The organism is Blastomonas sp. AAP53 (assembly GCF_000331245.1).
Taxonomy (GTDB): domain Bacteria; phylum Pseudomonadota; class Alphaproteobacteria; order Sphingomonadales; family Sphingomonadaceae; genus Blastomonas.
The window spans coordinates 1-12,339 of sequence record NZ_ANFZ01000018.1 but is presented as its reverse complement, the minus strand read 5'-3'; the positions used below and the strand labels follow the sequence as shown (position 1 = coordinate 12,339).

The 12,339-nt window shown below is 65.1% G+C and carries 10 protein-coding genes; 3 read left to right on the top strand and 7 right to left on the bottom strand.

From position 1 onward, the window contains the following. Positions 1–26: 26 nt before the first annotated feature. From D618_RS18520 to D618_RS0113955, 5 genes are all read right to left on the bottom strand, one after another. A complete protein-coding gene (locus D618_RS18520) occupies positions 27–2,105 on the bottom strand; it encodes a tetratricopeptide repeat protein (RefSeq protein WP_152414750.1) in 2,079 nt (692 codons plus the stop codon). Then, positions 2,089–3,498, bottom strand: coding sequence for a PEP-CTERM-box response regulator transcription factor (gene prsR, locus D618_RS0113970; RefSeq protein ID WP_017672150.1), 1,410 nt, complete (start codon positions 3,496–3,498; stop codon positions 2,089–2,091). The genes D618_RS18520 and prsR overlap by 17 nt, the downstream gene beginning before the upstream one ends. A 3-nt stretch (positions 3,499–3,501) precedes the next feature. Continuing rightward, positions 3,502–5,622, bottom strand: a complete 2,121-nt coding sequence (prsK, locus tag D618_RS18515; RefSeq protein WP_081590544.1) for an XrtA/PEP-CTERM system histidine kinase PrsK — start codon at positions 5,620–5,622, stop codon at positions 3,502–3,504. A 4-nt stretch (positions 5,623–5,626) separates the two neighbouring features. After that, positions 5,627–7,012, bottom strand: a complete 1,386-nt coding sequence (locus D618_RS0113960) for a TIGR03013 family XrtA/PEP-CTERM system glycosyltransferase (protein ID WP_017672148.1) — start codon at positions 7,010–7,012, stop codon at positions 5,627–5,629. Between the two features lie 124 nt (positions 7,013–7,136). Next, a complete protein-coding gene (locus tag D618_RS0113955; protein WP_017672147.1) occupies positions 7,137–8,534 on the bottom strand; it encodes a helix-turn-helix transcriptional regulator in 1,398 nt (465 codons plus the stop codon). 388 nt (positions 8,535–8,922) lie between these two features. Between D618_RS0113955 and D618_RS18510 the strand changes: the two genes are divergently transcribed. Then, a complete protein-coding gene (locus D618_RS18510; protein WP_040370824.1) occupies positions 8,923–9,273 on the top strand; it encodes a hypothetical protein in 351 nt (116 codons plus the stop codon). Positions 9,274–9,333: 60 nt separating this feature from the next. On the opposite strand, the gene D618_RS0113950 is transcribed toward D618_RS18510, so the two are convergent. Further along, positions 9,334–9,567, bottom strand: coding sequence for a hypothetical protein (locus tag D618_RS0113950; RefSeq protein WP_017672146.1), 234 nt, complete (start codon positions 9,565–9,567; stop codon positions 9,334–9,336). A 335-nt stretch (positions 9,568–9,902) separates the two neighbouring features. On the opposite strand from D618_RS0113950, the gene D618_RS0113945 reads away from it, so the two are divergent. Continuing rightward, positions 9,903–10,178 carry an HU family DNA-binding protein gene (locus tag D618_RS0113945; protein ID WP_017672145.1) on the top strand — a complete coding sequence of 92 codons (276 nt, stop codon included), beginning with the start codon at positions 9,903–9,905 and terminating at the stop codon, positions 10,176–10,178. Positions 10,179–10,303: 125 nt separating this feature from the next. After that, a complete protein-coding gene (locus D618_RS0113940) occupies positions 10,304–11,773 on the top strand; it encodes an ATP-binding protein (protein ID WP_017672144.1) in 1,470 nt (489 codons plus the stop codon). Between the two features lie 19 nt (positions 11,774–11,792). Here D618_RS0113940 and D618_RS0113935 read toward each other — a convergent pair. Continuing rightward, positions 11,793–12,339, bottom strand: a 547-nt coding sequence (locus D618_RS0113935; protein ID WP_017672143.1) for an amidohydrolase family protein, incomplete at its 5' end; no start/stop codon positions are given.

Here is a 12,339-nt window from a genome sequence, read left to right as displayed (position 1 = left end):
GGTCAGGCAAAAATGTGCACGAAGGCTTAGCTGCTGCCCTGCAAGTCGCGCAGCATCGCGGCGGCCTGGGTGCGTTCGGGGAAGGCCCCGAGCGACAGCGAGGCGCGCAACGCGCCCATCGCGCGCGAGGTCTTGCCTGCGGCAGCATAGGCCTGCGCCAGATGAAAACGCAGCCAGGGGTTGCGCGGCTGCAGCGCCTGCGCCTTTTCCAGCATCTCCACCGCCAGCATCGGCCTGTCGGATTGCGCGGTCAGCGCCATGCCGCGTACGTGGGCGGCGAGCGGGCTGGCGGGCTGGATGCGATAGGCCAGACGCGAATCGTGCGCCGCCATGCCAGGATCGCCAGCGCGCAGCCGGGCCAGCGCCAGATCGGTCAGCAGCACGGGCTGATTGCTGCCCAGCTGCGCGTGCAGTGCGGTGAGCGCCGCGACCGCGCCCGGCCAGTTGGCCCGGTCGATATAGGCGTTGGCCAGCAACCTGAGACCACCGGTATTGGCAGGGCTGTAGTCGACGAAGCTATGCAGCAGCGCGTCCGCCTCAGCACCGCGTCCGGTTTCGCGCAGCGCGAGCGAAAGGCGGCGGACCACCGGCTCCGCCAGGCGAATCTGCGCCGCACGCTGGTACAAGGGCAGCGCGCCTGCGGCATTGCCGGACGCCAGGTACACATCACCCAGCAAGATCTGCGCATCGGGCACCCCGGGGTTGCCGTCGGCCAACGGCTTGGCGAACTCGGCAGCGAGCGGAAAATCGCCCCGCGCCACCAGCATACGGACATAGGGGATCACCGCGCGGGCGTCGCGGGGTGCCGTGCGCGCGGCTTCGGCCAGCAACCAGGGCTCATCGCCCTCATCCAGCCGCTGCAGGGGCGTGGTATCGGGCACGGCAGCGCGCGCCAGATATTCGAGCGCGGCGTTGCCTTCCCCCATTGCTTCGAGCGAGCGGGCGACGAGCGTCAGGATATAGGCGCTCGACCCGGCGTGATCAGCCTGCGGGCGGAACCGCTCCAGCAGCGTCTCATGCTCGCCTTCGGCATACAGCGCCCGCGCCAGCAGTTCGGCAGCACGCCGGTTGTGCGGCTGGGCATCGGCCAGCCGTTCGAACCGGTCGATGGCCTGGCGATAGTTGCCGAGCTGAAACTCGACCACGCCTTCGACCTGCATCGCAGCAGGTACGCGCTCGAGCGCACCGCCGGTCTTCTGGATGAGGGTACGTGCGAGGCTGTATTTGCCTGCGCGCGCCGCGAGCACCGCCTGGAGGAAATAGCCACGCGGATTATCCGGCTGCAGCGCCACGATCTGCCGCGCGGCCATGAGCATCGCGCGCATCCGGCCCATGTCGCCCAGGGTAGCGGCATATTCGCCCAGCACGCTGACATCATTAGGATCGAGCGCGAGCGCGCGTTCGAACCATGGCAGCGCGGCGCCAAGGCCGGTCTGGTTGCGGGTCAGCTCGCCGCGCAGCTGCAGCGCGCGGACATTGGACGGATTGAGAGCGACGGCATGATCCGCCGCCTCCATTCCGCCCGCCTGATCGCCCGAGGCAATGCGGAAGCGGGCGATATCGGTCCACAACAGGCTGTCATCGGGCGAGAACTCGAGCGCCCGGTCGAAGGCGGCGCGTGCCGCGTCCATCGCGCCCAGCGCCAGCTGTGCCCGGCCCAAGGTGCGCGCCGCATAGCCCGCATCAGGCGCGGGAACCGGCCCCTCGCCGAGCCAGGCCAGCGCGGCCTCTGCACGGCCCTGCAGCAGCAACGCCTCTGCCATCGGTGCCCGCACCAGCGAGCGATCCGCTCCCAGTTCCAGCGCCTGGGCGAGTTCGCCTTCGGCTCCTGCCGCATCGAACAGCGACAGGAACACGCGGGCCTGCATCATCCGCGCAGCGGGCAGGCGGGGCGCGGCCTTGATCGCGTTCATCAGCTCGATCCGCGCCGCGCGGTTGTCGCCGCGCGCACGATGCGCCTCGGCGCGCGCCATCGCCTCGCGCGCTGCGCCAGTATCTTCCGCCTGCAAGCGGCTTGCCGGACCGCCCAGCAGCAAGGCACCGGCGACAAGCGCCAGCATCAGCCGCCGGGCCAGACCCGGGGTATTTTCAGCTCTGGATGTCATATTGCCTGAGCAGATCGTACAAGGTCGGGCGGCTGATGCCCAGCAGCTTGGCCGCGCCCGAGATATTGCCCTCGGTGCGCGCCAGCGCGTGGCGGATCGCCTTGCGGTCGGCCAGTTCCCGCACCGCCTTGAGGTTGAGGAACTCGGGCGTTTCGGTCTCTGCGCGCTCAAGGTCCAGGTCTTCGGCCCGCACCAGCCGGCTTTCCGACATGATCACCGCGCGCTTCACGCGGTTTTCCAGCTCGCGCACGTTGCCGGGCCAGTGCCAGGCATCGAGCATCTTGAGCGCATCGGGGGCAAAGCCCTTGACCACAGGGTTCATCTCCGCCGCAAAGCGCCCCAGAAAGTGCTTCGCCAGCAGCGCTGCATCGCCCGGCCGCTCCGCCAGTGTCGGGATGGTCACGACAATCTCTGCCAGCCGGTAGAACAGGTCCTCGCGGAACCGCTCCTGCGCGATCATTTTCTCCAGATTCTGGTGGGTCGCACAGACGACACGGGTATCGACCGCGATCGGGCTGCGACCGCCGACGCGCTCGATCACTCTCTCCTGCAGAAAGCGCAGCAGCTTGACCTGCAACGGCAGCGGAATATCGCCCACTTCGTCCAGAAACAGGGTGCCGCCCTCGGCCTGCTCGATCTTGCCGATGGTGGTCTTGATCGCGCCGGTGAACGCACCCTTTTCATGCCCGAACAGTTCGGATTCGAGCAGGTTTTCAGGGATCGCGGCACAGTTGATGGCGATGAATGCCCCTTTGCGCCGGTTGCTCTTTTCGTGCAGCCCGCGCGCAAACAGCTCCTTGCCGGTACCGCTGGCCCCCAGCAGCATGACCGAGACATTGGTGTTGGCCACCCGCTCGATCGTGCGCGCGGCCTTGACCATCTGCGCATCGGCGGTGATCATGCCGCCCAGCACAGTATGGTCCTCGCCCGATTTCTGGCTGAGCCGGGCGTTCTCGCGCTCGATCTGCTGGACGTTGAGCGCGCGGCGGACGATCAGTGCGAGGTCGTCGATCTCGACCGGCTTGCGATAGAAATCATACGCCCCTTGCGCGATCGCATCGCGCGCGCTCTGCCGCTCGCCATGGCCTGATGCGATGATCACCTTGGTATCGGGTTTCAGCCGCAGGATCTCCGCCAGCGTGGCAAAGCCTTCGCTCACTCCGTCCGGATCGGGCGGCAGGCCAAGGTCCAGCGTGACGACATCGGGCTCTTCATAGCGCAGCAGGTCGATCGCGCTTGCCCGGTCGCTGGCGCACAGCACCTCGAAATCGTCAAAGGCCCATTTCAGCTGGCGCTGCAGCCCCGCATCGTCCTCGACCACCAGCAGCCGGGGCAGTCTGGACGGACCCTTGCCGCTGCCGTTCAGCGCCGGTTGGGGGGTGAGATCATTCATCGGTCAGGATACCTTTGCAGCCAATTGCAGCGACGGGGCACCCGGTTCGTCGGCATCGATCCGGGTGGCGAGCGGGAGATGGATGGTGAAACGACTGCCTTCGCCTTCGCGGCTTTCGACCTCGATACGACCGTGCATCGCCTCGACGAGCAATCGCGCTTCATAGGCACCGATGCCAAAGCCGTCGGCCTTGCTCGAGATGAAGGGCTTGAACAGTTTTGCGCGGACGAATTCGGCCGACATGCCCGTGCCATGGTCGACGATCTCGATAACCCCGTTGAGCCCATCGCGCGCCATGCTGACATAGACCGGGGTGTCGGGTTCGCTGGCATCGATCGCGTTCTGGATCAGGTGACCCAGCACCTGCTCCAGCTGGGCTGCGTCGGCCATCACCATCAAGCGCTGCGCGCTGCTGGCGATGACCGGGTGGCGCTGCGCCTTTTCGGCGATCACATGACGCACCAGGCGTTCGGCGTCGAAGGCACGCACAGCCTCTCCGCTGGCGCGCGCATAGCCGGTCAGCCGCCGGATCAGCGTGTTCATCTTGCCGACCGAATTCTGCAGCGTCACGATCATGTCGGCGCGGAATTCGGGATTGTCCGCGTGGCGTTCGGCGTTGCGCGCGACCAGGCTGAGCTGGCTGACGAGGTTCTTGATGTCGTGCATGACGAACGCCATCCGGCGGTTGAACTCATCGAACTGATCGGCCTCGCGCAGCGCTTCCTGGCTGCGCGCCTCGGCGAGATAGCTGGCGAGCTGCCGCCCGACCAGACGCAGCAGATCGAGATCCTCCCAGTCCAGCCGTCGTTCCACCAACGGGCGGGACAGCACCACAAGACCTGCCAGCCGGTCGAAATGGACCAGCGGCACGATCGCCCAGGCATTGCTCTCCGCCAGCATCCAGTCCGGAATCGCACGCACATCGGTCAGCCGATCATGCCCGGAACGCAGCCCATCCAGCTCCACGATCCGCCCTGTCGCCTGGAAATAGCCGATCGTGCCTGCGGTACAGGCCTGTGCCGGCACATCGGCGGTTGGCCAGTTGAACCGCGCCTGCAATTGCAACCGGCCATTGTCGCCGGGCGCCAGCAGCAGCCCGGCGGGACTGTCGCTGATATCGGCTGCCGCCTTGATCACGCGTTCGTGGAATGGTGCGGTGCCATCGCCGGGGCGGCCGATCGTTTCGGTAAAGCGGATCCACTCGGCCCGGTAATCATAGCGGTGCTGGAAGAAATGCTTGGTCGCCTTGACCTTGAACCAGGCGCGAAAACGATCCGACGGCAGCAGGATCAGGGCAGCCAGCGACATGCCCAGCACCAGCAGCACCTGCGCGCCCGATGCCAGCGTGCCGCCCACTGCGCGCAGCATCTGCGCGACCGCGATCATCGTCACCAGATAGCCCAGAATCGCGAACAGCGAGAGCGAGCGATAGGCGATCTTGCGCGACAGAGTGAGCTTCCACCCGCCGGCCCGGTTGGCGGCAAGCGCGAAAAAGGGGACCGCAAAGATCATCAGCACGCCGCGCAGCGCCAGCATGTCGCTGCTCGGGCTACCGTTGAGATAGCCGGTGGCATAGAGGTTGAGGTCGTACAGCCACATCGCCGCCAGCGCGGTCAGCGGCACGCGCAGGCTGGCGCGGGTTTCGGCATCGGCTACGCTGTAGAGGTTGTTTGCCAGCACTAGCGCCCCGACGACGAAGATCATCCGCAACAGCATCGCAGCATCGAAGACCAGGGCCTCCAGATTGCTTGGCAGGGCAGATGCGGCCATCCAGCCGTCGATCACAGGCTGCGCCACGAGCACCAGCATCAACACCAGGTATACGGCACTCACCGTGCGCGGCTGCGCCTTGGCCGAGCGCACCATCTGGAACAGAAACGCCAGCCAGGCGAGATTGCGAAGCGATTCGGATAGGCCGGCAATCGGATGTGCAGGCCCCATGCTGGCAGCGGCATAGCCCCACAGGCTGGTTGCCAGCAGCGCCAGGAGCAGTGCGGCATCGCCCAGCGAAGGACGCGCCCCGCGCAGACCCGCCCAACGGCGCAGCAGCCAGACGGCGACCAGCATTGTCAGCGCCGCAGCGCCGGAATGAGCCCAGAGGCTTATATCGGCCCAGTTGGCCATTGCGTCACCGGGCACCATCCGGCCACAGCACGACACGCAGCGTCTGCAGGATGATCAGCAGGTCGAGAAACGGCGTATAGTTCTTGGCATAATACAGGTCGTATTCCAGCTTGTGCCGCGAATCCTCGACCGATGCGCCGTAAGGATAGTTGATCTGTGCCCAGCCGGTGATGCCCGGCTTCACCATGTGGCGCTCGTTGTAATAGCGCATCTTGGTTTCCAGGTCGGCCACGAATTCCGGCCTTTCGGGACGCGGTCCGACAAAGCTCATGTCGCCCTTCAGCACGCTCCACGCCTGGGGCAGCTCGTCGATCCGCACCTTGCGGATGAAGCGGCCCAGCCGCGTGACGCGCGGGTCGTCCTTCTGCGCCCATTGCGCGCCATCGATCTCGGCATCGGTCCGCATCGAGCGCAGCTTGATGATCTCGAACGGCTGGCCATACAGACCCACCCGTTCCTGCTTGAAGAATGCCGGCCCCTTGCTGTCCAGCTTCACCAGCAGCGCAAACAGCGCGATGATCGGCGCGGTCAGCGCAAGCAGGATCGAACTCACGACAAGATCGAACAAGCGCTTGGCGATGGTCGAGATGCGGCGGCCTGCCGAAAACCCGTCGGAAAAGATCAGCCAGCTGGGGTTGACCGTGTCCAGATCGACCCGGCCCGTCTCGCGTTCCAGAAAGGTCGACAGGTCGTTGACATGCACGCCTGTCGTCTTGATCCGCAGCAGATCGTTGACCGGCAGCGCGTTGCGCCGCTCTTCCAGCGCCAGCACCACTTCGGTGACGTTGAGGTTCTCGACATGCTTGGCGAGGTTCTTGATCGCGTCGCGGTTGATCGCCTCTTCGACGACAAGCGCGCCATCGTTCATCGCGACGAAGCCGACCAGTACGAAGCCGGCGTCGGATCGTTCGGACAGGTCCAGCACGCGCTGCGCCCGCTTTCCCGCGCCCAGCACCATCAGCCTGCGCTTGAAGGCCGTGGTGCCCAACAGCCCGCCCAGCAGGATGCGGATGCCGATCAGAAAGACGATCGACAGGCCCATGGCGTACAGGCTGTTCGATCGCCACAGGCTGGTGCCCGGCAGCATGAAATAGGTGACGGACAGGAAGATCACGCCCAGCGAGATGGCCACCAGCAGCCGCGCCGCAGCAAAGCGCAGCGATTGCAGCGAATCCGGGCCATAAACGCCCACTGCGATCATCGCCATATGGACCAGCACGGCAAATGTGACGATGGGCAGCGGCCGCTGGCTCAGCGGCTCTATCTCCATGCCGATTTCATGCGCACGCCAGACCCAGCCGATCTCGGCCGCCAATCCCAGCAATGCCAGGTCGAAAAACCCCAGCAGCAGCACCGCATGCGGCACATAATGTTTGAACAGCCTGAACATGGCTGCGGCTATAGCCCGGCAATCGTCAAGTGTCGGTTAATTTTACAGCCACCCCTGCCGCAAGCGGATGGTTTTTCGTCAGAAGTGTCGAAGCTCTTTACGCTGGAGCCACGCGGCCTGCTGGTTAGTCGGTCACGAAATCGAACGGCGTAACCCCCCGCTCGCGGTCGTCGAATTTCAGGCGGATGCCGAGGGGCGGCTTCGATCGCTGCGGACAATCGCCCCGCTTGCACATCGCGCATCCCGGCCCGATCCGGCTCGCGCCCGCAGCGCTCAGGTCCAGCCCGCGCGCATAGCAAAGCGTCGCGGCCTGGTCGACCGAGACGCCCAGGCCAATTGCGAACTCTGCCGTGGTGCCGCCCGCGCCATAGCCTGCCCCCTGCACGCTGCGCGCCAGCGTCAGCCAGCGGCTGGCGTCCTCCAGTTCCACCAGCTGCACCTGTACCTGGCTGGGGCGCGAGAAGGCCTGGTGCAGATGCCAAAGCGGGCATGTCACCTCGGTATCGGCCAGCGGCGCGCGATTGGCCCCGCCAAAGCGCTTCGATACCTGCCCTGCCCGGTCGATACGGATCATGAAGAAGCCCAGGCCCCGCTGGCCCACCCGCTGCAAGGTCGTCAGCCGGTGGGCAACATGCTCGAACCCCGCCCCGAACCGGCGCTGGAGCAGCAGCATGTCATAGCCCGATTGTTCGCAGGCGCGCAGGAAGCGGCCGTAGGGCATCATGACGGCCGCAGCGAAATAGCTGAAGATGTGCCGCTGGTAGAGCCGTTCGGCGGTGCGATCGCCAAACTGCGCGCCTGCCACCAGCGCGTTGATGTCTGCCCGGAACTCGAGCTGCCCCAGCAGATAGGCCGCCTGAAAGGTGCGCGATGCCATGTCGAGCATTTCGGAAAGCTGCAACTGGCGGGCGTGCAGATCCAGCCGCCGCAGCCGGCCCGGCATCACGTTTTCGGGCAGGATACGGATAGACAGCTGATGCTTCGTCCGCAGCCTTTCCGATATCGCCGAATACAGGTCACCGCTTTGCAGCCGCAGTGCATCGGCCAGGGCTTCGGCGGCATGGTCCAGATCGGCAAAATGATTGCGCCATCGCTCGATTTCACCGCGAACCCGGGCGACCGGATCATCGACCGCACCCGGCTGCGCAACCCCGCCCGCACTGCCCTGAAGCCGGTCGTACAACCGTGCGAAGGCCGCTGCGGTACCGGGCGAGGAAACCAGCCAGTCCTCGATCTCTCCCGGTTCGATACCCAGATCGGCAAAGGCCGGGTCACCCAGCCGTCGCCGCATCGGGCCAAGACCCCCGCCAGGCTCATCGCCTGTCAGGTCGCGCGGGTCGACATCGAAGCGTTCGGCCAGGGTCAGCATCAGCCGGGCGCTCACCGGCCGCAGATTGCGTTCCAGCAGGTTGAGGTAGCTGGGCGATATGTCCAGTCGCTCGGCCATCGCCGCCTGGGTGAGGCCGGCATTGCGACGCAGGCGACGGAGCGCGGGCCCGGCGTGAAGAGAGGGTTCGGCCATAACCCGTTTTGTAACAATCGTGACAAACTGACAAGCATTTTGGCAGTGCACGTCGCGAATTCCGCCGATTTCTTGTCAATTTGTGCTGCCATCCGCACATCACGCAGCTAATCCGCACGGAACAGTTATCGGACGAGCTAGCAGGAGAGGATGGGGTGAGCGGGGAAATCCCGCCACCCTCCCTTGGCGACAAAAGCCAGACTGCCAGGTCGAACAAATTGCACGAGCTTTCCTGGGGAGGAAAGACATGCCGCCGGAAGCACACGCGCTTCCGGCGGCATTTTCGTTTGCCCGTCCATCGTCAGGCCGCACGATCAAACAGACTGTTAACCCCCGCCTGCTATCGCTGTCACAGGTGCACCGGCAATTGAGGCGATGGAACGTTGGCATGCTGAAACAGGTCATGATGGGAGCGGGCGGGATATTGCTGGCCGCTGCGATCTTTGCATCATCGATCACACCTGGCACGGTTCAGGCCGATGGCGCCACCACGCCATCGCCGTCCACACCCCCTGTGGTTCAGGCTGTTCCGCCCGTCGTATCGTCGTCACAGCCTCGATCGGTCTTTGGAGAGGAAACCGGCGACATCCAGTTCGGCGCCCCAATGATCCCGGCCGAGCCGCAGCGTGAGGTCAGCACGGATCCCGACCCGGGCCCATCTGTTGACCAGAACGGCCCGGCAAATGGCCGGCGCACGTTCGCTCCCAGGCCGGGCATGCCGTATCCCCAACCCCATTAGACACGCCGAAGGCAGCGCGCGCTGCGATGAGCAATACGCGCGAAACGGGGTGTCGAGCTTTCAGGAGCCGGTCAATGCAGCATCGCGGCGGTGTCGATCGCTGGCCCAGTTCATGACATCCGAAAACGCGCTGACCAATTGGCCGTTGCGATCGGGCGACGCGCCAGGTCTGGCGCTTGCGATGGTTGGCAGCCGGAGGTTAGCAGGCAGAAAAATGGCCTGCTCCGCGCGCCGAAGCACGCAAAGCAGGCCGAGTTGTCGTTCAACTGAAAATCGGGCTTCGACCAGCAGCATGCCCAAAGTTTTCTGGAATTTGCCGGCGAACGCATCCTTGAGACACTCTGCAGTGTCGAGGCACTCTTGCGCTTGGACCGCTGGAACTCCGTAAAACACCGTTCACGAGCGACTCTGGATGATTTCGCGCGCACCTTACGAGCAGGGCAATCCGCGTGCTATCTGATTTTTTTGCACAGAATAATTGACTAAATCGATCATAATAATTGATAATGTTTCTCAGTTGCCGCCAATCTCCCTCATTTTGGGGGAAAACTCCCGCAATCCTCGTGACGAACCGAAAAACTGTCGCTAAACCGCCGCAACCGAAATCCAATCAGAAGGGACGTTTCCTCATGAACAATGCTGAACTTGCAGACAAAATTGCTGGCGACCACGACTTGACGAAGGCAGATGCCCGCAAGCTGGTCGACGGCGTATTTGCCGCCATCACCGATGCGGCTGCCGCTGGCGAAGAAATCTCGATCAACGGCTTTGGCAAGTTCAAGGTCAAGTCGACCCCGGAGCGCGAAGGTCGCAACCCCGGCACCGGCGCGACGATCACCATCAAGGCATCCAAGAAGCTCGGCTTCACCCCCGCAAAGGCGGTGAAGGACAAGCTGAACGGCTGAACTGCCGCATAGCCTGGCGACCAGCCGGGCTCAGCATACGGAAAGGCCTCGCCCCGCGGCGGGGCCTTTTTCGTTTCGGCGCCGCCCGGTTGCAACCATCCGGACAAGGCGATAGGGCCGAACGCGTGGGCGCATCGATCGACATAGGACTGGATGAGACAGGGCGACCTGTCGGCATCGATATTGAAGAACTGCTGGCGACCCGTCTGCTGGTCCAGGGCAATTCCGGATCGGGAAAATCACATCTGCTGCGCCGCCTGCTCGAAGAGAGCGCGGGCCTGGTCCAGCAGGTGATCATCGACCCCGAAGGCGACTTCGGCACGCTGGCCGATGCCTATTCGCACATCGTCATCGATGCAGGCGACTATAACGAACGCGAGATTGCACGCATGGGCGCGCGCATCCGCGAACACCGCGCATCGGTTGTGCTCAACCTCGAATCGCTGGAACTCGAAGCGCAGATGACCTGTGCCGCCGCGTTCCTGAACGCGCTGTTCGATGCCCCGCGCGAACATTGGTATCCTGCGCTGGTGGTGGTCGACGAGGCGCAGATGTTTGCGCCGTCGGTTGCAGGCGACGTGCCAGATGTGGTGCGCCGCGCCAGCCTCTCGGCGATGACCAACCTGATGTGCCGGGGCCGCAAGCGCGGCCTCGCCGGGGCCATCGCCACCCAGCGGCTGGCCAAGCTCGCTAAGAACGTCGCCGCAGAGGCCAGCAACTTCCTGATGGGCCGCACCTTCCTCGACATCGACATGGCGCGCGCCGCCGATCTGCTGGGCATGGAACGCCGCCAGGCCGAACGGATTCGTGATCTGGAACGCGGCTGTTTTCTCGGGCTGGGCCCTGCCATCTCGCGCCGCCCGGTCGCGATCCGCATCGGCGCGACCAGGACCTTCTCGCGCACCGGCACCCATGCACTGCTGCCGATGCCCGAGGCCGGGGCAGACGATCTGCGCGACCGGCTGTTCGCCGACGATGGAACCGCGCCTGCGCCCATGCCCGTCGCGCCCCGGCCGTTGCCGATCGCGGCGGACGATCTGATCAGCTCGATCACGCCCTCGCCGATGGCCGCCCAGCCAGCCATCTTCGTGGCACGGCAGGAGGCAGAGGACGCCGCCGACGCCATCGACAGCGAGGCGGTGATCATTGCCGTGTTGCGCGACATGCTGGCCGAAGCCAGCGCTGCAACCCAGCCCGATGCCCTGCTGTACCAGGATTTCTCGGTGCGCTGCCGCATGCAGCGGCTGGTGCGTGCGCCGCTGGATCTCGAAGGCTTCCGTCAGCGCCTTGCGCTCGCGCGGGGCGGGATCTTCGACCCGACAGAGCCTGCCTGGGCACCGGCGATCGATGCCGCAGCGCGGTTGCCGCAGGACATGTATGCGCCGTTCCTGCTGATCGCCCGCGCCGCGATGGACGGTCAGCCCTGCCCCGATGACGCCGCGCTGGGCCGCGCCTATGGCACCAGCTCACCGGGCCGGATCAAGCGGTTGATCGACTATATGGAAAAGCAGGGCGTCATCGTCGTGCGCGCCGATTTTGGCGGGCGGCGGTCAGTCGGCATCCCGCAGCTGGGGCTCAGCACCGGCGCGGAGTGAGCCCGATCCGCCTGCGCTGCTAGAATTCCGTCGCCTCGAACCGCACCGGCTCGCCGATCGCACTGCCGGCTAGGCTATCCTCCCACATCACACGGTGTCCGCGGATGATCGTGCCGATCGGCTTGCCGGTCAGCTCCATCCCGCTGAACGGGCTCCACCCGCAACGCGATTCCAGCCAGTCGGGCGTGACCGTCCACTTTTTCTTGAGGTCGACCACGGTGAAATCGGCATCATAGCCCGCCGCGATCCGTCCCTTGCCGACCAGCCCGAAAATGCGCTGCGCGCCTGCCGAGGTGAGATCGATCAGCCGCTGCATCGACAGCCGCCCATGGTGCATGTGATCGAGCAGCAGCGGCAGCAGCGTCTGGACGCCGGGCATGCCGCTGGGGCTGTCGGGATAGGTCTTCGACTTTTCCTCGATCGTGTGCGGCGCGTGGTCCGACCCGATGACATCGGGCACGCCCTGCGCCAGCCAGTGCCAAAGACCGTCACGATGCGCGCCGCTGCGGATCGGCGGGTTCATCTGCGCATAGGTGCCAAGCCGCGGATAGGCTTCTTCGCCCGCC